The following is an 18771-nucleotide window of genomic DNA, read 5'->3' as shown; positions in this document are numbered from 1 at the left end:
GGCGGGGTACCGGACCTATTTCAACAAATACTCGATCAAGGGATTCCTGAACAAGATAATCAACACCACCACCAGCACATAGATCGCTAGGGATTCGATCATGGCGAGGCCGATGAACAAGGTGCGGGTGATGGCTTTCTCGGCCTCGGGTTGGCGGGCCAGGGCGTCGAGCGCCTGGGCGATGGCCTTGCCCATGGCGAGCCCTGGGGCCAGGACGCCGATGGCGATGGCGAGCGCCGCGCCCACCGTGGACAGGATGACGAACCAATGCATATCGCTCATTCAAGGCTCCTTAGCGGATGGAGGGGCGGGCCGGGCCTGCGATTGCAAGCCGCCCGCGATATAGATCAAGGCCAACATGCCGAAAATATACGCCTGCACCAAGGCTTCCACGATATGCAGCAATAACAGTGGCACCGGGGCCAGGAAGCCCGCCACCAACAGTACCAGCAGCACCGCCAATTCCAGGCTCATCATATTGCCGAACAAGCGCATGGCGAGGGCCAGGGTGCGGGATATTTCGCTCAGCAGATGGAAGGGCAGGAGGAGCGGGCTGGGCGCGAGGTAATGGCGGAAATAGCCGAGGCCGCCCTCGCGGATGCCATACCAATGCACCGAGAGAAACACCAAGAGGGCGAGGGCGGCGGTTTCCGAGAGATCGGCGGTGGGCGAACCCAGGCCCGGTATCAAGCCGATGAGGTTGGCGGCGACGGTGTAGACCCACAGCGTGCCGATGAAGGGCAGCAGCCGCCCGGAGGCGCTGGGCGCGACGGCGGCGATGGCGGCTTCCATCGAACCCACCGCGCCTTCCAGCAGCGTTTGCCAGCGGGAAGGCGTGTCCACGCTGAGGTTACGGGTCGAGAGCCAAGCCCCGCCGCCGAGCAGGACCATGATGAGCCAGGTGGTCAAGACGGTGGGGCCGATATGCCAAGGGCCGAGGTCGAAGGCCAGGAAGGGGGCGAAATCCAGTGATTCCATGGCTCAATGCTCCCGGATGTACCAATACACATTGAACAGGCCGATCCCCAGCCCCGCGAGGATTAAGCCCACGGTCCAGCGCACCGAATAGCCCGCGCTCAAGGTGTCCAGCCAGCGCCCGAGATAAGCCCCCAGCACCACCGGCACCACCAGCAGCAAGGCCAAAACGCCCAGGAACACGGTCTGGGCCAAGAGGGTGGGGCGCTCGCGCTCGGCCTGGGCCATGCGCCGGGCTTGGGTTTCGATGGCGCGGCGGAGTTGGTCGGATTCGTCCATGCTTCAGCTCCCACGGTTCAATTCTAAAAGCTGCCGTAACAAGGCCGTTTCCAGCCGTTCCAGGTTGCGTTTGAGCCCGGCCAGGGCTTGTTCTTCCCTGAGCATCTGCCCGGTCAGTTCGGCGCTGATCCCGGCGTAATCGGTGCCGCGCAGATAGTGGCGGGCGGCGATGGTCAGCCGGTTGTCGGCGAAGCGCAGCACGCCGCCCGGCAGGGCCAGATATTGCCAGGGTTGGCCCCGCGGGCGGTAGCGGGCCAGCCCGAACACCAGCACGGTCATGAAGCGCTCGTGCCGGGCCTGGAGGCCGAAGCTGCCGGAGGCGTCCTCGCCCACGAAGCTTGCCACGCCTTCGAGGGTTTCGGAGCGCAGGGCGCTGTGGAGGTGCAGGGTGAAGGTGTCCATCGGCTACCTGGGTGCTGGGCGAGGCCATCATCATGGCCGCTGCGCCGGTTTCGGACAACCGGGAAATGCCGGGCGGTGCGATAATCCCCGGTTTCCGTTTATTCGCATCAGGATCGCCATGACCGATTATCCCCGTTTGCGCCTCAAGAAGAACGAAGACCGCCGCCTTAGGGCCGGCCACGCCTGGATTTTCAGCAACGAGGTCGATATCGCCGCGACCCCGCTCAAAGCCTTGGCGGCGGGGGATTTGGCGGTGGTGGAGAACGCCAAGGGCGAATCCCTGGGACTGGCCTATGTCAATCCCGATTCGCTGATTTCCGCCCGGCTGCTGTGCCGCGACACCCACACGTCCATCGATTCGCGGTTTTTCGTCAAGCGGCTGGAACGGGCGCGGGATTGGCGCGAACGGGTCTATCCGGGGCCGTACTACCGGCTGGCCTATGGCGAGAGCGACGGCTTGCCGGGCGTGGTGATCGACCGCTTCGGCGAGGTGTTCGTGGTGCAGACCAATACCGCCGGGATGGAAAAGCTGCAAGCACCCTTGCTGGCGGCGCTGGAAACGCTGTTCTCGCCCCGCGCCGTGGTGTTGAAGAACACCTCCAGCCTGCGGGCGCTGGAAGGTTTGGGGAACGAAACCCGCATTCTGGCGGGGACGCTGGACGGGCCGGTCGAGATCGTCGAGAACGGTGCCCGCTTCCGGGTCGATCCCGTCGAGGGGCAGAAGACCGGCTGGTTCTTCGACCACCGCGACAACCGGGCCAAGCTGGCGGAATTATGCCGGGGCAAACGGGTGTTGGATGTGTTCGCCTATGCCGGGGCTTGGGGCGTGCAGGCGGCTGTGGCCGGGGCGGCGCGGGTGGATTGCGTGGACGCCTCGGCGGCGGCCTTGGCGCTGGCGGCGGACAACGCTCGGCTCAACGGGGTGGCGGAGCGGATGGATTTCATCGCCGCCGATGCCTTCGAGTTCCTGAAGCAGGCCCGCGAGGAACGGCGGCATTACGATGTGGTGGTGCTGGACCCGCCCGCCTTCATCAAGCGCAAGAAGGACATGAACCCCGGTCTCGAAGCCTACCGGCGCTTGAACCAGGGCGCGATGCAGGTGTTGGCCTATGGTGGGGTGCTGGTGTCGGCGTCCTGCTCCTTCCATTTACAGCGCGAGGTCTTGCACGATCTGTTGCGGGCCACGGCGCGGCATCTGGACCGGCACTTGGTATTGTTCGGGCGGGGCGGGCAGGCGGCGGACCATCCGGTGCATCCGGCCATCCCGGAGACCGATTATCTCAAGGCGTACTTCTGCGCGGTGGGACAGGCGCTTTAGTTTATTTTTATAATCAATAGCTTGTGTGTGCTTATGATCCATAAGCCACCTCTCCGTCGATGGCGATCTGGATGCCCATGGCGTGGAACTGGCCGAGCTTTTCCGCGATGGCGGGCTTGTCCGCCAGCAACAGGCCTTCGGCGATCTCGACCAGCATGCCTGTGCCCGGCAGCCCGATTTCCCGCAGGTATTCATCCATGACCGGCTGGGAGGGTTGGCTCGTCATACCTTTCTTCCGCATGATCGATCCTCGGTTGGGAAGGGGGGTGGCTAGCCGGTTCCGGCCACCAATTCGGCGATGCGCACCATCAAATCATCCAACTCGATGGGTTTGTGCTGGATGGGGATTCCCATTTCGCCCAGGCCAAGGATGGAACGGGGATCGGTATCGCCGGTCAGGATCAGCGCCGGCACTTGGACGCCGAAAGCGGCCCTGACCGACCGGATCACGTCGACCCCGGTTTCTTCGCCGGCGAGTTGGTAGTCCGCGACCAGCACCTCGGGCGGGCCATTCGCGAGCCTGGCGAGGAGTTCCGCCCCGTCGGCCGCCGCCACCACCCGGTGCCCTTCGGCCTCCAGCGCGAAGGTGAAGGATTCCCTGACATCGGCATTGTCATCGACCAGGGCGATGCGCAGCGCCCGGCAAGCGGGCGCGGATTCCTTGGCCGGTTGGAGGGTGCCGCCCAGGGGCAGTTCCAGCGCGAACAGCGAGCCCACGCCGGGCCGGGACTGCACCCGGACCCGCACTCCCAGCAAGGCGGCCGTTTTGGCGACGATGGACAGGCCCAGTCCATGGCCCTTCTCCGGGTTGCGCCCGGGGTTCCCGAGTTGCCTGAACTCCTCGAAAACGGCGGGGATTTGATCTTGGGACAGGCCCACGCCGGTATCCCAGACCTCGACCCAAACCTTGTCCCGCCGCCGCCGGCAGCCCACCAGCACACCGCCCCGCGCGGTATACCGCACGGCATTGGCGATCAGGTTGCCGAGCATCCGCCTGAACAGCGCGGCATCGGTGTGGCCGGTCAGGCGGGTGGGGCGATGGCGCAGGGCTATCCCTTTCGCGTCCGCGTTGGGCGCTTGGGCCATGACAGACTGCCGGAGCATGTCGTCCAGCGAAAAATCCCCACATTGGGTGCGGACGGCGCCTGCTTCCAGCTTGCCCAGTTCCAGCAGGCTGGAAAGCAAATCGCCCAGGCCGGAAAGGCAGGATTTCATTTTGTCGAGGTTGGCGGCCTCGCGGGGGCCGAGCTTCGCCGCCAAGCCATCGATATACAGGCCCAGGGCCAGCAGCGGTTGCCGCAAATCGTGGCTGGCCGCCGCCAGGAAGCGGGATTTGGCCTGGTTCGCCTCGTGGGCTGCGGCATGGGCCGCCTCTAGCGCTTGCCGCGCCAGTTCGCGGGCGGTGATGTCCTCGGCCACCACGCGGCACTCCCGGTTCGGTCCATCCCGGCTGGTCCCGAGACGGATCAGGGTGGGGCCGGCCCCACGGGAGATCAGCGCCACCTCGCAAGCGGCTGTGCCGGGGGTGGCGAAGGCCCGTGTTAGGAAGTCGGCCAAGGCGGGGCGGTCGGGGCTTTCCACCCACAGCCCGAAGCGTTTCCCCATCAAGTGGGCGCGTTCCGTGCCGAGGAGGCGGGCGCCGGCGAAGTTGGCCCGCAGGATGGCCCCCGTGGGGTCGAGGGTGAAATAGGCGATGGGTGCGAAGTCGTATAGGTCGGTGTAACGCGCCAAGGCCGCCTCGGCCTCGGCGCGGGCCAGGCGCAATTCCTCGTTCTGGAGCTCCAGTTCGATCTGGTGGATTTCAAGTTCCTGAAGGAGCTTGCGCCCATCCGCGTCGGAGCGGGATTCGCGTGGCCGCTGGCACCAAAGGGCTTGGGCGCGGTCCGATAGGGGCTGGTCGGGTCCGGATTGCTGGGTCATGCCGCTACTCCATCCCTGGGGTGGTCAAATATCCGGCTACCAAAGGTTTGGTACGATTATGACGCCTGGGTTCTACTCTGCCGCAATTCCGCTTCCAATACTTTGCTGGCGGTGATATCGACGAAGGTGATGACCACCCCGTCGATCACGTTGTCCAGCGTGCGGTAGGGCATGATCCGCACCGTATGCCAGCGGCCATCACGGGTCGGGATGGCCTTCTCGGAGAAGACCAGGGTGCGCAGCACCTCCTGGATATCGGTATGGAATTCCGGATAGTCCAGTTCCGACACGATGTCGGACAAGGGGCGGCCCACGTCGCCGGGAATCAGTTTGAACAGGCGGGTGGCGGGGGTGGCGAAGCGCCGGATCCGCAATCGGCCGTCGAGGAACAGGGTGGCGATATCCGTACTGTTCAAGAGGTTCTTCAGGTCGTTGTTGGCATGGGAGAGGTCGTCCACCTTGGCTTGCAACTCGGCGTTGACGGTCTGCAATTCCTCGTTGAGCGACTGCAATTCTTCCTTGGAGGTGGTCAATTCCTCGTTGGTCGATTGCATTTCCTCGTTCATGGATTGCAGTTCCTCGTTGGCCGAATGCAACTCCTCGTGCGACGCCTGCATGCTTTCGCGCAGGGCGCGGTTCTCTTCCAGTAGCCTGGTCGTTTCGGCTTCCAGTTCCGCCATGCGCTTGTTGCGCGCCCGGGGCGGCGGCCCGGCTTCCGCCGGTGGGGCCGGGAGGGATGTGGGCGTGTCCTGGAAGACGACCAGCGCCATGCCGCGCAATTCCGGGGGGGCGTCGATGGGCTGCACGCCGAGGGCGAAATGCCGGGGTCCGCCTTCGGTGGCCACCACGAGGTGGTCGATATCGACATTGCGGCCTTGGCGCAGCGCCTGCGGCAAGGCCGTCGCCACCGCGTGGCGCACCCCTTCCCGCGCCATGGCGTGGATGTTCCAGTTGGCCTTGCCGGCGGCGGGTTCCAGGTACTTGCCGGTGCGGCCACTGACATAGGTGATATCGCCCTTCTCGTTGACCAGCACGGCGGCCGGGGCGAACTGCCGCAGGATCAGGCGATCCATGAGTTCCTGGATGTTGACCACCTCCTTGGGGCCGGGTTCGCCCACGCCCCTGCCGGGCAAAACGGATAGGGATGTGGGCGGGAACGCCGCCGCCACCCGGGTGCCGCCGAGGCTCCGGTAGCACCGGTGCTTGCCATCCAGCGGCGCGAACAGGTCGGTGAAGCCGCCGATGGTCTCGGCGCTGCCCAGGAAGAGGATGCCGCCGGGGTTCAGGCTGTAATGGAACAGGGGGAACAGCTTCTTTTGCAGTTCCGCTTCCAGGTAGATCAGCAGGTTGCGGCAGGACAGGAAATCCAGCTTGGTGAAGGGCGGGTCGGACAGGAGGTTCTGGGGGGCGAATATCACCATGTCGCGGATTTCCTTGTCCACGCGGTAGCCACCCTGGTCTGAGGTGAAAAAGCGTTCCAGCCGCTCCGTTTCGACGTCGGCGACGATGTTGGACGGGTAAAAGCCCTGCCGCGCCTTGGTGATGGCGTCCTGGTCCAGGTCGGTGGCGAACACCTGGAGCCTGTGGCGGCCCTTGGGATCGGCCTGTTCCTGCGCCTCGCGGAAGGTGATGGCCAGCGAATAGGCCTCCTCGCCGGTGGAGCAGGCCGGCACCCAGGCGCGCAGCGTCCGTCCTTCGGGATGTTCCACCAAAAGGGTTGGCAAGGCCTCTTCCCGGAGATAGGCCCAGGCCGCCTTGTCGCGGAAGAAACTGGTGACGCCGATCAGGAGTTCTTTGAACAACAGGTTGACCTCGCCGGGGTTTTCTTGCAGGAAACGCACATAGGTGGCGATCCTGTCGATTTGGTGGACGCCCATGCGCCGCTCGATGCGCCGGTACACCGTGCTTTTCTTGTAGAGCGAGAAATCCTGGCCGGTGCGGACGCGCAGCAGGATGACCACCTGGTCCAGGGCGCTGCGGGTGGCGCTTTCCAAGGGCGTGAGGTTGCCCTGGATGGGCAGGGGCAGGGGCGGGGGATGGTGGAGGGCGGCGATCAGACGGGCGGGCAAAGCCTCGGCGGGCGCGACGATATCGGCCAGGCCGGTGTCGATGGCGCTCCTGGGCATGCCGTCGAACTTGGCGTCGGCCGGGTCCTGGACCAGCACCAACCCGGCTTTTTCCTTGACGGCCTTGAGGCCCAGGGTGCCGTCGGAGCCCATGCCGGAGAGGATCACCGCGGCGGCCCGCTCCCGCCGCTCGGCGGCCAGGGCGCGGAGGAAGAAGTCGATGGGCAGCCGCAGGCCCCGCGCCTCCACCGGGTCGAGCAAGCACAGCACGTTGCCCAGGATGGATAGGTCCTTGTTGGGCGGAATCACGTAGACGCAATCCGGTGCCACCTCCATGCCGTCCTCGGCCTGTGTCGCCCGCATGGGGGTCATCCGCCCCAGCAACTCCGGCATGATGCCCTGGCGGGTCGGGTCGAGGTGTTGGATGATGATGTAGGCCATGCCGCTACCGGCGGGCACATGGCTCAGGAATTGCTCAAGCGCCTCCAGCCCGCCCGCCGAGGCGCCGATGCCGACGATGGGGAAATCCTGGGCATCCCCGCCCGCTGCGGGAAGGGTTTCGCCTCCGTCCTCGATCGCCGCTTGGGGGTTTGCCTTATCGGGGTTTTTGCGCTTTGCCATGGTTGCTGTCCCTAGCTCAATTGGGTTTATTGCGACAGGCTATCAGCATTTCTCCATAAAGCCACGGACGATTCGCTGCCGATGGCTTGAGGCCGCCCAGGTGCCGGCCATTCACCTGCGCCCGCGACTTTAATGCTGAGCGCGCATTCTATGGTGGCGACGAGGGCCGCCTTGTGCCGAATTGGGGGATTTTGATTGTCTGGCTGACGCCGTGATGGGGTAAACGACCGCTTCCTCCGCTATCGGCGGACGGCGCAATATCGAAAGCTGTTTCTGAAAGCCGCTATTCGAAGCAAATGAAAGCGGAATGCGAATGGCTGGATTGGCCGAACACCAGTCAGCAGAGTCCTTGGGCAACCTTAGCGACTAACTTTCCCACCCAACACCCCCCACGGCCTCAGCCTCCTTCAAGCCAAACGAGGGTAAGCCGGAGGGTGAAAACGCCCCGCAAACGAAAAAGGCCCCCCCTTTGTGAAAGGGAGAAGCCTTTGGAGAGAGGTCGGCCAGTTTTTCGATCAATTCTTGTTCGATTTTTTGCTCTGTCATCGATATCGCCCGGTGGGTACAGAAATCCCGGAAACCGCCATTCAAAGGGATGGGAAAACAATCGCGAGCAGCAGCCTTGGCCGAACACAAGCGATCAGAGCATGCGGACAAAAAGCCCACATCGGTGAGGGATACGCCTTTGATAAGCTGGGGTTCCGATCACGATTCGAACTTACGGTCTTTCCCTTTAGGAGGGGATATCCTCAAGAGCCCAAATTAGTCAGGCTCACTGATTCAAGCTTAAGGAGGCTTTAGATGGGAAGGAGACGAGGTGGAGCGGGTGATGGGAATCGAACCCACGCTATCGGCTTGGGAATCAGACACTTAGGTGTTACCGTGTCTTACCGCTATATACCTAGTTATTGATTTAAAAGGACTTTCCGACTCGACACCGTACCCTGAAATAGTGCTAAATTACCCCCGTTTACCGCAAAAAGGTTGCACCACGGTTGCACGAGAACCCGGCGCGACCCGAAGGAATGGGGGCCATGTCCGATCCAAAATTCAACTTCACCCAAGCCAGCCTAACCGCCCTGGCCGCACCCGAGCGCCGGACCTACTACGGCGACACCACACAGCGGCACCTGTTCGTGTCCGTCCACCCTTCCGGGGAAAAAACCTTCTACGTGGTCCGCAAGGTGGGAGGGAAGCCCGTTCGCGTCATGCTGGGGCGCTTCGATCCTGGAACGCCGGGAAACCGGGAGATACCCGCCGACACCGATCCGCTTGACTTGGTGGGCAACGCCGCGTCCCTGAATATCAGGATGGCGCGGGCGCTGGCTTCCGCCGTGAACGTCCAGCTTGACCGGGGCATCAATCCGGCCACCGAGCGGAAGCGCAACCGCCAAGCCAAGGAAGCGGAGCCGACCTTGCGCCAAGCCTTTGAACGCTACTACCGCGACCATCTGATTCCCCATGGCAAACGCACGGCGGAGGAGCTGCGCGGCGACTTTGCCCGCTACCTGGGCATCGTGCCGACCCGTCCGCCCGGCGGAATGGGACCGACCCCGAAGAAACCGGAGTGCGCGGTCGATTGGGAACGGCGGAAGCTTTCGAGCATCCAGCCCGAGGAAGTCCGGCGCTGGATGGTGGGTCTCAAGGACGGCATCGGCCCGCGCACCGCGAACAAGGCTTTTGCGCTGCTGCGGGCGATCTACCGGAAGGCGGGGGAATGGCGGCTCTACGTGGGCGATGATCCCTGTGAAGGCATCCCCAAGTTCCCTGAGCGGGAGCGGTCCCGGTTCCTGCAAGGTCATGAATTGCCCGCGTTCTTTGAGGCGCTGGGCCGGTGCGAGAGCGATAACTTCCGGCATTACATCCTGCTGTCCCTGGCGACCGGCGCACGTAAGGGGAACGTCCTGGCGATGCGCTGGGCCGATCTGGATTTTACGGCGGGCCTGTGGACGATCCCCGGCGAGAAGTCCAAGAGCGGCGACCCGATGGTTATCCCCTTGACCTCGATAGCGCGGGAAGTCTTGGCCGCAAGGCGCGGCAACGGTGGGGAGTGGGTTTTCCCTTCGCGGGCGGCGTGTGGGCATATCACCGACTTCCAAAAGCCATGGGACGACCTGTTGAAGGCCGCGGGCTTGGAAGATGTGCGGTTGCACGATCTACGGCGTTCCTTGGGCAGTTGGACGGCGATGCAGGGCGCTTCCCTGGCCATCGTGGGGCGGGCCTTGGGGCACCGTTCCAGCGATGCCACCCACGTTTACGCCCGGCTGCACACCGATCCGGTGCTTGATGCCATGGAACGCGGGTTATCGGCGATGCTGGCCCATGGGGGCGTGACCGAGGCCGGAAATGTTGTAAGCCTTAAACCGTCCCAGCAACCCCCTACCCGCACAAAAAGGCAGGAATGAATTATGGATAAAGAATCTCTTTTAGAGATATTGGAAAAACACAAAAACGGTGAAATCACTATAGAGCAAGCCGGGGAAGAAGTATCCAAATTGGGGCAAGAAATACAAAGCGAACGCAAGCGCGGGAGACCAAGAAAAAACAAGCCACTTGAGAAGAAAAAAGGAAAAAAAGGTAGGCCAAAATCAGAAGATCGCGAAAATAACTACAAAATAATATTGACTTTTTGGGTATTGTTTGGAGATGGGTTTATTGTTTCAAAAATGAATTTACGCGGCATTTTAGCTGACGTATTAGGGGTTGATGATTCGTACATATCAAAAGTAATCGCCAGAATTAAAAAACTATCAAAGGAAGGTTGTTTTATAGGACGTAACCATGAAAGAAATATGATTGTTTGCCTTTCGCCGGAAGAATTTAAAAAAGCGAACTTCGCCAAGTGGCTTGGGATATCCCCATCCCGATTGGTCAAGATGCATGCATGGAGGTTTGAAGTTGAATGAAATTTGAGGCAAAATGTAACAAAATGAATGTGCCAAAAATCGAGAAAAATCGACTGAATAAAACCGCTTTTTCCGCATAACACAGCTACGACCTTACCGGCAGACTCTTGTTTTACCGCCACCATCCCGGCGGCACTAAACAGGAGTCTGAAATGTCGATCCCCGCCCCCCGTAAATCCGCTCTAATCCAGGGCACCGGCATCGCGAATGCCGACCCCCTGTTAACGATCCCCGAAGCTGCGGCCTATCTGAACATTCAACCGCAGACGTTGAACAACTGGCGGGCCACGGGCCGCTACACCCTGCCCGCCGTCAAGGTGGGCCGTCTGGTGCGGATCAAAAAATCCACCTTGGACGCCTTCATTGCCAGCCGGACGGAGGTGGCCGCATGAGCCGCAAGCGCCCCAACTCCCCGCCCGTGCCGTACCCTTTCGGCTGGCCCACCACAAAGCCCAGCCGGGCGAACCGCCGCGTCAAGCGGGGCTGGACAAGGGGAAAAAAATGATCCCCTTGACAAACCCGTCCCCCTTCGCCCATCCTGAAAGTGAGGCGTCGAACCCTCACCAACTCTTACGGCGCACAGCGCCATCTTGCAAACCGGGGCGCTTTTTTTGTGCCTTGCGGTCCGACCTGCCCATCTCCATGACGGGTCGAGCGGGGTGCCTGACGCGGCTAGCCGTAAGGGCCGTGTCTTGGCGTTCGACCCCCGCCCGATCCGTCGCCAAATTACAGTCGAACGTAACGGCGACGGCTCCAAATCAAACTTACGGAGTCCGTCCCATGTCTTCCAAGACCCCCCGCGCCCAAGTCGCGCCCAAAAACCGCCGCAATCCTATCCCCGCCGCGAAAGCCCGAGAACATGCCGAATTCGCGGCCCGCCTCAATGCGGCTTTCGACTTGGATGGAGTCCACCCCTTGGCCCGGCCCGGCATAGTCGCCCAAGCGTGCGAAATCAGCCTGTACACTGCGATGCGATACCTTTCGGGTCGCTCCATGCCTGCCTGGGTTGGGCGCTTTTGCCAACTGTCGCACCACCTGCAAGTTTGCGACCGCTGGCTTTTGGGGATACGACCAGAGATGAGCGCCAAGACCGCCCGCTTCGTCTATCAATCCCTGATGTTATCGCCCGCTGATAAGGCACGAGTCGGCCAGTTGTTTTTCGCCTATAACAACGGCAGCCGCCGCGCCCAACAGTTGTTAATGGCGACGGATTTACCCATAGCACAGCGGGCTGTGATCTACGAAGCCACCCGCAAAGCTCAACGGGAGGGGCGCGGCCATGGCCTATAAAGAAAAACCCCGCCCCACCGGGACCAACGGTGGGAGCGGGGCATATTCAAATTCAACGCGCAGCCATCATACCACCGACATCACCTATTGCCTGGAAGATTTCCGCAGGTTCATCCGTACCGAGCATGGCCTTGTCTTGGTGGGCCACCAAGCTGATAGGGGGCAATCATGAGGCGGCAAATTCCCACGACACCCGGCAACGTGCGGGACGCGCTACGGCACGTCTCGCCAAGCTGCGACAGGGCTACATGGTTCCGCGTGCTGGCGGCGATCAAGGATGCCTTGGGCGAGGATGGCCGCGAGATTGCCGACTCTTGGAGTCAAGAGGGCGACAGCTACAGCAAGACGGATTTCCGGGACGCCTGGAAATCCGCCAAACCGGGCGGGAAAGTCACCGTCGCCACGCTCTGGCGGACGGCACTCGACAACGGGTGGAAGCCGGACACCGAAGCGCACCAGGAAACCGAAGCCGAACGCCTGGAACGCGAGCGGAAGCGGAAGGCGCGGGCCGAACAGGCAGAGAAACAGGAGGCCGAGGCCGCGAAAAAAGCCGCGGCCAAAGCCTCCGCACTGTGGAAGGCATCGGCCCCAGCGATACCCGACCATCCCTACCTTGCCCGGAAGCTTCCCGGAACCATCCCCCCCAGCACCTTGCGCGAGACCACGGCGGAACAAGCCGCTTCGATTCTGGGTTATCCACCCAAGAGTGACGGCGAACCCCTGGCCGGGCGCGTGCTTGTGGTCCCGGTCAAGATCGATGGCAAATTGTCCACGGCGGAACTCATCGACGAACAGGGCTGCAAAACCACTATTGCGGGCGGTCTCAAGTCGGGTGGGCTGTGGGCCGCGCAGAGTTTCCCCAAGGGCGACGGGGACGGGCTGACGCTCGCCTTTGGGGAAGGTGTCGGGACGGTACTGTCGTGCCGTGAGGCGACGAAATGGCCGGTTTTCGCGGCGCTCTCGTCGAGTAACCTGCCCAAGGTCGCGGAATTCCTGCGCAACCTCTACCCGAAAGCCCGCTTGCTGGCGCTGGGGGACGTGGGCAATGGGTTGAAAGATGCCGAGCGGGCGGCAAAGGTTGCGGGCGCGGCGCTGGCCGTGCCCGAGTTCACACCCGAGGAAATCGAGGCTTTCCAGCACCAACACGGCAAACCGCCCAAGGACTGGAATGATTTGCACGTTCTGGCCGGACTGGGCGCGGTAGCCGCACAGCTGGGCGCGGCGGGGGATATGGGGGCCGTTCCTCAAGCGAGCGGACAACCCCCGGACGGACACCAGGGCACGACAGCCGCGCCCGTCTCACCCCCGGCAATGGATGCCCGCCGAACCGGCCCCGTGGTTGATTTGATCGCCGAATACGCAGCGCTTCAGGCGTATCAAACCCGGATTGAGGAAGCCGGGGGCGATCCCGGCCAGTTGATTTATGTGCTGGCCCCGGAAATCCAGGCGTCCATACTCCGCAAGGCCACCCAAACCCGTCTTTTGAAAATCATCGCCCGCAAAACCGACACCAACCTGGAAAGCCTCCGGGAACTGGTGCCGGGCGGCGGCGGTGACGGGCCGGGCCGGGGCCGGGCCGATCCCAAATTCCTCCCTTACCGTGTCATTGGCCACCAACTGTTCTTGATTGATGAGCAGGGACAGCGCCCGCTCTGCAACTTCGTCGCCACGATCACCGAAGAAGTCATCTACGACAACGGCCTGGAAGAGGATTGCCTATTCCGCATCGAGGGCCGTTTGAGCGATGGCACGGCCTTGCCCGCCATCGAGGTTGCGGCGTCCAAGTACGCAGGACTGTCCTGGGTTACGGCGCAATGGGGGGCGCGGGCTTTGGTCCACGCCGGGAACAGCATCAAGGACCACCTCCGCACAGCCATCCAAGGACTTTCCAAGGATTTCGGGCGGCGCACCGTCTACGGACACACCGGCTGGCGGTTGATCGATGGCCGATGGGGGTTCTTGCACGGGGGCGGCGCGATTTCCGCCGATGGGCACCGGGCGGACATCGAAGTCCGGGCGGGCGAGGGCAACATGCGGCGCTATGGATTCGAGGCCGGCGGCGGCGACCTGGTGGAAGTGGTGCGGGCGAGCCTGCGCCTCTTGGACCTTGCGCCGAACAACCTGGCTTTGGGCGTGGCGTTGCTGGCGGCGGTCTACCGCGCTCCTTTGGGGGAGGCGGCGACCATCGACCATGGGTTGTTCCTGGCTGGCCAGACGGGTTCCCGAAAGTCGGAAGCCGCTGGTGTGGCCCTGGCCCACTTCGGGCGCGGTTTCGATGCCCGCCACTTCCCGGCGAACTGGGACGATTCCGAAAGCGATCTGGAGGCCAAAGGCCACGGGGCCAAGGATTGCCTATTCGTGGTCGATGACTTCAAACCCCGAGGGGCGTCCAGCGACGTGCATAAACTCCACGTCAAGGCCGACCGGCTGATAAGGGCCGTGGGCAACCAATCGGGCCGGGGGCGGCGTACCAGCGACATGAAGCAGCGGGCGGCGTTCCACCCACGCGGCTTGGTACTGGCGACCGGCGAAGACATCCCACGCGGGGCGTCCCTCCGGGCGCGTATGGCCGTGGTCGAATTGAGTTTGAGCGACATCGACAACACTGTGCTGAGCGAGCTACAGGAATCGGCCCGCGTGGGCAGATTGGAAACCGCCATGGCCGGTTATCTGGCTTGGCTGGCCCCCATCATGGATGAACATAAAACCTCGCTCCCGGCCCAACTGAGGGCCATCCGCGACCGCGCCAACACCGAAGGCTTCACCCACAGCCATCCAAGGGCCGCGGATATTTACGCTTCCTTCATCATCGGTTTGGACCTGTTCCTCGATTTCGCGGTGCATGTGGGCGCGGCGGATCGTGCGGCGTGTGCGTCCCTGTTCGAGCGCTGCGAAACGACCTTGAAGGCCATGGTGTCGGCTCAAGGCGATTTCCAGGCGGATCAAGACGAGGTAGCGCAGTTCTTCGGGTTCCTACGTTCCGCCCTGAATGCGGGCTACTGCCATTTCTCGGATTCCCTGCACCAGGGCGCACCGGCAGAGCATCCCAGCTTTTGGGGTTGGCGTGTCATCCCGTCCACCGATGAAGGCGTTCCAGCCATTGAGAAGCCCCAAGGGGAACGGGTGGGATGGGTCGATTCCACCCGTGTCTTGTTGGATGGGAACGCGGCCTTCGCTGCGGTCCAGGAACTCGCCAAGGCCACGGGCGAGAACCTGCCTATCACACAGCGGACCCTATGGAAGCGGATTCATGAGCGCGGCCTATTGCTGGACGTGCAGAAGGAAGGCGGCAAGCTCAGGCTCACGCCCAAGCGGACGATAGCCGGGGTTTCCAGGCGCGTCTACGTCATGACCCGACGAACCATAGAGGACTTATCTGTTTAATGGAGTGGGGAAAGCGGGGAGATATGGCCGGAAGCCGCGCCAACCGTGGCTTTCCCGCTCCCCACTCAGAAAAACCGAGTGGGGAGTTTCCCCACTTGAGTGGGGAGGCCAGGAGGGGAGATGGACGGCGCGGGCCGGGTTGGAACGGCAAGGCTTCGGTTCCGCTCCCCACTCCGAGTGGGGAGATTCCCCACCCAAAAAACACGGTGGGGAGGCTGGAAGCCGCGCCAGCCGTGGCTTTCAGCGGTTTTCCCCACTCTCCCCACTCCCACGGACATATAGGGCACAGCCTTACTTATGAATAGACAACACATCACCGGCCTAGAACTCATCACCGAAGACCAGCAGGTCGAGGCCATGGCGAAGCGGGCAGGCTGCTGGGCACCCTTGCGCCAAGCCCAGCGGGATGGCAGGTCCGTCGCCGTGCTGGACGGGCTGACGCTGTACGGGGCGTTCCACGATGGCTTGATCGCCGTCGCCTGTTCAACCCCCACCCAGGTTGTGGACGTGCTGGCCAAGCTACAGCCCGCCATGGGGTTCCAGTTCGTGGGCGTCCACCCTAGCGGGGAGATTCATTGAGCGGATGGGGCGGGGGATGCCTTGCGGGTCCTTCCCCGGCCTTGCCCGTTACGGGTAGTTCGATCCCCGATATTTGGCTAGCCACAAAGTACGCGACTTGGTACGCATTCGCGCTTAGTGGGCGGCTTAGTTCGCAATTTCACAGGATTCCAGGCTATGAGAGACCATGAGATATTGGACTACATCGAGCAGTTCTATGAAGGCAGGCCAACCCCGGAAGCCGTGGCGTGGATGCAAAAAGGCATGTGCCAACTGATCGATGAAGGCGTTCCCTTGGAACAAGGACTATCTCTGAACCGCGTTCACCCCCGTGGGGCCAGGGAGGCCGTCAACCTCAGAAAGATGAGGCGCCATCTTCACCGCGCCGCCGGACTTCTACCCGAAACGACCGCTTGGGCGCGGGCGAAATTGCTGGTCAGAGAAATCCAGAAGTTCCGGGCCTACCGCTGGCCCAAATTGCGCGAATACACCGAGGCTCCAGACTGCCTAACCCCCCTCGACCGGGAAATCTTCGGGGCGTTCAAAGCCCGCCCCGGTAAGGTTCCCGAATCCCCCAACCGCCTTTCTGAAATCCTGTCCGAACGGTAGACGGCCCCAGCCACCCGGCGCGGCCTTGGCCACCGGCATGGACCTCCCGGCCAGCGCCGACCCCGAGGGCATGGGCCTCCGGCCTGGGGCAGCCTCACCAGGATGTGGGCACCGGCCTTGCCGATCCGCGCCGGGATCACCACGTTGTGCAACCGGCCCTGGCCACCGGCATGGACCTCCCGGCCAGCGCCGACCCCGAGGGCGCGGCCTTGGCCACCGGCATGGACCTCCCGGCCAGCCGAGGCCTTGGCCACCGGCATGGACCTCCCGGCCAGCGCCGACCCCGAGGGCGCGGCTTGGCGGCCTGGCCACCGGCATGGACCTCCCGGCCAGCGCCGACCCCGAGGGCGCGGCCTTGGCCACCGGCATGGACCTCCCGGCCAGCGCCGACCCCGAGGGCGCGGCCTTGGCCACCGGCATGGACCTCCCGGCCAGCGCCGACCCCGGGCGCGGCCTTGGCCACCGGCATGGACCTCCCGGCCAGCGCCGACCCCGAGGGCGCGGCCTTGGCCACCGGCATGGACCTCCCGGCCAGCGCCGACCCGAGGGCGCGGCCTTGGCCACCGGCATGGACCTCCCGGCCAGCGCCGACCCCGAGGGCGCGGGGCGGCGGACCTGGCCACCGGCATGGACCCCGGCCAGCCTGGCCACCGGCATGGACCTCCCGGCCAGCGCCGACCCCGAGGGCGCGGCCCTGGCCACCGGCATGGACCTCCCGGCCAGCGCCGACCCCGAGGGCGCGGCCCTGGCCACCGGCATGGACCTCCCGGCCAGCGCCGACCCCGAGGGCATGGGCCTCCGGCCTGGGGCAGCCTCACCAGGATGTGGGCACCGGCCTTGCCTTCGATCCGGCCCCCGCCAAGGCCACGGCGGAACCCTGGCTCTGTCCGCTGACTTCCTGGGATATATAACCCACACGCCGAAACTTACGCCGCGCACACTCTCCCCTCCCGGCCCGGACTTCAAATCCCTGTATATACTCGACATGCGGGCTATTCATACCGAGTAATTCAATGGTTATTATGGAATTCTGTAACCAGGAGCAATGCCATGAAAATCAATTTAGCAAAGCTTAAGCGGTTGGAGGAAAAGGCTCTCCAAGCCCGCGCCGCTTTTGATGATGTGCGGGAGCGGCATCGAGAAGCAAAAAGCAACCTTGACCGTTATTCTTTGGAAGTCAAATCAAGTATCTTGCGTGCCACCAATGGCCATGCAATATGGAACGAAATCCAAGCCCATTGGCCCGAAGTTGATCTCCGGGTAATGAGTCCGGTCTTTGCGCCGCAGTACGGCAAGGAAAATGAATCGGACGAGGTTCGTTGGAAACGGTCGATAGTGTTCGGTGAGTTGAGCGAAATCGATCAAATGCGGGCCGAGGTGGAGCGCCTTGAACAAGCGTCCGAAGCCGCCAGGGAACTTTGGAGCAATAGGAACTCCTGCCTGCCAGCGCTCAGGGGATTCGCCGAACAGGCTGGACAAACGGGGGGATTGTGATGAAACAGCACTATGAACCAAATTTAAACATCGGCGCGGAAGTATCGAAAGTCAGGGCCGGTATCGAGGAAATCAAAAGCCAGATATCCAACCTGGAAAACGCCCCATTACCCTTGTCCGAGGTGATGGAAAGAATAGATTCGTTGATCGAAAATGCCAGCCGCGCCGATCAAGTTAGGAATCGGCTGGCGGCTTTTTTTAGGCCCGATGATGCTGCCGAAGTTGAGAAAAACAGCAGGCATCGTTTTGTCGAGGCATTCAAACAGGAAGGAACAGTCTGGGATGGGCTGGGGAAATGCTTTATCGACTTCGGGCCGATATTGATAACCCTATTTCCCGAGCATATGAAGGCATTCATGCATGCGGAATTGGAGGCGTATGCAAAAACCTTGGTATGTGGCCCGCCCAAGGGCGAAAGGAAAAGGCTAATAGCCGACCTGGAAAAACGCCTGTTCGATTATGAAATCCAAGAGGAAGCATTGATCGAATACGCCGAAACCCAAGGATTGGAAATCCACCGCCGCGCAGACGTGAATCCGGCTGCGGTCATCGGCGTTTTCAAATAGGAGTCAAGCAGTATGAGCAAGCAATCACAATTTCTTGTCACCGAAACCGTGGAAGCGGATGGTTCAGTAACCCTCAGCCGGAAGTTTGGCGCTGGGCCGGTTGAATACTTGACCATCGACCGGATTGGGCGCTTGCATTGGACCGAGGTCGGCGGAACCCAGGCGGGCAACGGCCAGGACGGCGGCAGGCCGCGTACCGACGAGCGGCCTAGCGCCATGGGTATGACAGATGCCTTGCGTCGCGCAGGGGGCCAAACAGTGGCAACCCAGCAAGCCGCGCAACATGACGGGAAGGAATCGACTCCATCCGGCCAAACTGAGGCCGGTAAGGGTTGGGAAGCGGCCTTCGCCAAGGTCAACCACTAACCCCCGGAGCTTGGCCC

19 protein-coding genes are annotated in these 18771 nt (G+C 62.7%); 12 read left to right on the top strand and 7 right to left on the bottom strand.

Annotated features, from left to right (window positions below; genetic code table 11):
* Window positions 1-15: 15 nt before the first annotated feature.
* Genes B9N93_RS13470 through B9N93_RS13455 form a run of 4 tightly spaced genes read right to left on the bottom strand, consistent with a single transcriptional unit; the run spans window position 16 to window position 1656 of the window.
* On the bottom strand, window positions 16-282 hold the full coding sequence (locus B9N93_RS13470) for a F0F1 ATP synthase subunit C (protein ID WP_085214484.1): 267 nt from the start codon (window positions 280-282) through the stop codon (window positions 16-18).
* Entirely contained in the window at window positions 283-978 is a 696-nt protein-coding gene (locus B9N93_RS13465) for a F0F1 ATP synthase subunit A (RefSeq protein WP_085214482.1), read from the bottom strand.
* 3 nt (window positions 979-981) lie between these two features.
* The gene (locus tag B9N93_RS13460) at window positions 982-1254 is read right to left on the bottom strand and encodes an AtpZ/AtpI family protein (RefSeq protein ID WP_085214481.1); all 273 of its coding nucleotides are present in this window, start codon (window positions 1252-1254) and stop codon (window positions 982-984) included.
* Window positions 1255-1257: 3 nt separating this feature from the next.
* The gene (locus B9N93_RS13455) at window positions 1258-1656 is read right to left on the bottom strand and encodes a F0F1 ATP synthase subunit delta/epsilon (protein ID WP_085214479.1); all 399 of its coding nucleotides are present in this window, start codon (window positions 1654-1656) and stop codon (window positions 1258-1260) included.
* Window positions 1657-1774: 118 nt separating this feature from the next.
* Between B9N93_RS13455 and B9N93_RS13450 the strand changes: the two genes are divergently transcribed.
* On the top strand, window positions 1775-2974 hold the full coding sequence (locus tag B9N93_RS13450; protein WP_085214477.1) for a class I SAM-dependent rRNA methyltransferase: 1200 nt from the start codon (window positions 1775-1777) through the stop codon (window positions 2972-2974).
* Between the two features lie 31 nt (window positions 2975-3005).
* Here B9N93_RS13450 and B9N93_RS13445 read toward each other — a convergent pair whose 3' ends face one another.
* Genes B9N93_RS13445 through B9N93_RS13435 form a run of 3 tightly spaced genes read right to left on the bottom strand, consistent with a single transcriptional unit; the run spans window position 3006 to window position 7581 of the window.
* Window positions 3006-3200 carry a hypothetical protein gene (locus B9N93_RS13445; protein WP_085214475.1) on the bottom strand — a complete coding sequence of 65 codons (195 nt, stop codon included), beginning with the start codon at window positions 3198-3200 and terminating at the stop codon, window positions 3006-3008.
* Between the two features lie 44 nt (window positions 3201-3244).
* The gene (locus B9N93_RS13440) at window positions 3245-4894 is read right to left on the bottom strand and encodes an ATP-binding response regulator (RefSeq protein ID WP_085214473.1); all 1650 of its coding nucleotides are present in this window, start codon (window positions 4892-4894) and stop codon (window positions 3245-3247) included.
* A gap of 56 nt (window positions 4895-4950) precedes the next feature.
* Window positions 4951-7581 (bottom strand): chemotaxis protein CheB, encoded by a 2631-nt coding sequence (locus B9N93_RS13435; RefSeq protein WP_085214471.1) that lies wholly within the window; start codon window positions 7579-7581, stop codon window positions 4951-4953.
* Between the two features lie 1034 nt (window positions 7582-8615).
* On the opposite strand from B9N93_RS13435, the gene B9N93_RS13430 reads away from it, so the two are divergent.
* The 11 genes from B9N93_RS13430 (at window position 8616) to B9N93_RS13385 (ending at window position 18754) form a co-directional block, all read left to right on the top strand.
* Window positions 8616-9986 carry a tyrosine-type recombinase/integrase gene (locus B9N93_RS13430; protein WP_176225255.1) on the top strand — a complete coding sequence of 457 codons (1371 nt, stop codon included), beginning with the start codon at window positions 8616-8618 and terminating at the stop codon, window positions 9984-9986.
* A gap of 3 nt (window positions 9987-9989) precedes the next feature.
* Entirely contained in the window at window positions 9990-10487 is a 498-nt protein-coding gene (locus B9N93_RS24750; protein ID WP_125468979.1) for a hypothetical protein, read from the top strand.
* A gap of 152 nt (window positions 10488-10639) precedes the next feature.
* Window positions 10640-10879, top strand: coding sequence for a helix-turn-helix domain-containing protein (locus B9N93_RS13425; RefSeq protein WP_085214467.1), 240 nt, complete (start codon window positions 10640-10642; stop codon window positions 10877-10879).
* Between the two features lie 388 nt (window positions 10880-11267).
* On the top strand, window positions 11268-11777 hold the full coding sequence (locus tag B9N93_RS13420) for a hypothetical protein (RefSeq protein ID WP_085214465.1): 510 nt from the start codon (window positions 11268-11270) through the stop codon (window positions 11775-11777).
* 168 nt (window positions 11778-11945) lie between these two features.
* A complete protein-coding gene (locus tag B9N93_RS13415) occupies window positions 11946-15161 on the top strand; it encodes a PriCT-2 domain-containing protein (protein WP_085214463.1) in 3216 nt (1071 codons plus the stop codon).
* 297 nt (window positions 15162-15458) lie between these two features.
* Complete coding sequence (locus B9N93_RS13410; protein ID WP_085214461.1) at window positions 15459-15740, top strand: hypothetical protein; 282 nt, start codon at window positions 15459-15461, stop codon at window positions 15738-15740.
* 156 nt (window positions 15741-15896) lie between these two features.
* Window positions 15897-16328 (top strand): hypothetical protein, encoded by a 432-nt coding sequence (locus tag B9N93_RS13405; RefSeq protein ID WP_085214459.1) that lies wholly within the window; start codon window positions 15897-15899, stop codon window positions 16326-16328.
* Between the two features lie 316 nt (window positions 16329-16644).
* Window positions 16645-17337, top strand: coding sequence for a hypothetical protein (locus tag B9N93_RS13400; protein ID WP_085214457.1), 693 nt, complete (start codon window positions 16645-16647; stop codon window positions 17335-17337).
* A gap of 41 nt (window positions 17338-17378) precedes the next feature.
* Complete coding sequence (locus B9N93_RS13395) at window positions 17379-17822, top strand: hypothetical protein (protein WP_085214454.1); 444 nt, start codon at window positions 17379-17381, stop codon at window positions 17820-17822.
* Window positions 17822-18388: a hypothetical protein gene (locus B9N93_RS13390; RefSeq protein WP_085214452.1), complete on the top strand. Its 567-nt coding sequence runs from the start codon at window positions 17822-17824 to the stop codon at window positions 18386-18388. The genes B9N93_RS13395 and B9N93_RS13390 overlap by 1 nt, the downstream gene beginning before the upstream one ends.
* A gap of 12 nt (window positions 18389-18400) precedes the next feature.
* Complete coding sequence (locus tag B9N93_RS13385) at window positions 18401-18754, top strand: hypothetical protein (protein WP_085214450.1); 354 nt, start codon at window positions 18401-18403, stop codon at window positions 18752-18754.
* Window positions 18755-18771: the final 17 nt, after the last annotated feature.

Source organism: Methylomagnum ishizawai, from assembly GCF_900155475.1.
Taxonomy (GTDB): Bacteria; Pseudomonadota; Gammaproteobacteria; order Methylococcales; family Methylococcaceae; genus Methylomagnum; species Methylomagnum ishizawai_A.
This window is presented reverse-complemented; position numbering and strand designations above follow the sequence as displayed.

Excerpts from the sequence above, each read along its gene's own strand:
- B9N93_RS13435 (WP_085214471.1), bottom strand. The coding sequence starts at position 7,581 with ATGGCAAAGCGCAAAAACCCCGATAAGGCAAACCCCCAAGCGGCGATC.
- B9N93_RS13425 (WP_085214467.1), top strand. The coding sequence starts at position 10,640 with ATGTCGATCCCCGCCCCCCGTAAATCCGCTCTAATCCAGGGCACCGGC.
- B9N93_RS13385 (WP_085214450.1), top strand. The coding sequence starts at position 18,401 with ATGAGCAAGCAATCACAATTTCTTGTCACCGAAACCGTGGAAGCGGAT.
- B9N93_RS13395 (WP_085214454.1), top strand. The coding sequence starts at position 17,379 with ATGAAAATCAATTTAGCAAAGCTTAAGCGGTTGGAGGAAAAGGCTCTC.
- B9N93_RS13390 (WP_085214452.1), top strand. The coding sequence starts at position 17,822 with ATGAAACAGCACTATGAACCAAATTTAAACATCGGCGCGGAAGTATCG.
- B9N93_RS13455 (WP_085214479.1), bottom strand. The coding sequence starts at position 1,656 with ATGGACACCTTCACCCTGCACCTCCACAGCGCCCTGCGCTCCGAAACC.
- B9N93_RS13450 (WP_085214477.1), top strand. The coding sequence starts at position 1,775 with ATGACCGATTATCCCCGTTTGCGCCTCAAGAAGAACGAAGACCGCCGC.
- B9N93_RS13460 (WP_085214481.1), bottom strand. The coding sequence starts at position 1,254 with ATGGACGAATCCGACCAACTCCGCCGCGCCATCGAAACCCAAGCCCGG.
- B9N93_RS13445 (WP_085214475.1), bottom strand. The coding sequence starts at position 3,200 with ATGACGAGCCAACCCTCCCAGCCGGTCATGGATGAATACCTGCGGGAA.
- B9N93_RS13405 (WP_085214459.1), top strand. The coding sequence starts at position 15,897 with ATGAGAGACCATGAGATATTGGACTACATCGAGCAGTTCTATGAAGGC.
- B9N93_RS13420 (WP_085214465.1), top strand. The coding sequence starts at position 11,268 with ATGTCTTCCAAGACCCCCCGCGCCCAAGTCGCGCCCAAAAACCGCCGC.
- B9N93_RS13410 (WP_085214461.1), top strand. The coding sequence starts at position 15,459 with ATGAATAGACAACACATCACCGGCCTAGAACTCATCACCGAAGACCAG.
- B9N93_RS13415 (WP_085214463.1), top strand. The coding sequence starts at position 11,946 with ATGAGGCGGCAAATTCCCACGACACCCGGCAACGTGCGGGACGCGCTA.
- B9N93_RS13465 (WP_085214482.1), bottom strand. The coding sequence starts at position 978 with ATGGAATCACTGGATTTCGCCCCCTTCCTGGCCTTCGACCTCGGCCCT.
- B9N93_RS24750 (WP_125468979.1), top strand. The coding sequence starts at position 9,990 with ATGGATAAAGAATCTCTTTTAGAGATATTGGAAAAACACAAAAACGGT.
- B9N93_RS13400 (WP_085214457.1), top strand. The coding sequence starts at position 16,645 with ATGGACCTCCCGGCCAGCGCCGACCCCGAGGGCGCGGCCTTGGCCACC.
- B9N93_RS13430 (WP_176225255.1), top strand. The coding sequence starts at position 8,616 with ATGTCCGATCCAAAATTCAACTTCACCCAAGCCAGCCTAACCGCCCTG.
- B9N93_RS13470 (WP_085214484.1), bottom strand. The coding sequence starts at position 282 with ATGAGCGATATGCATTGGTTCGTCATCCTGTCCACGGTGGGCGCGGCG.
- B9N93_RS13440 (WP_085214473.1), bottom strand. The coding sequence starts at position 4,894 with ATGACCCAGCAATCCGGACCCGACCAGCCCCTATCGGACCGCGCCCAA.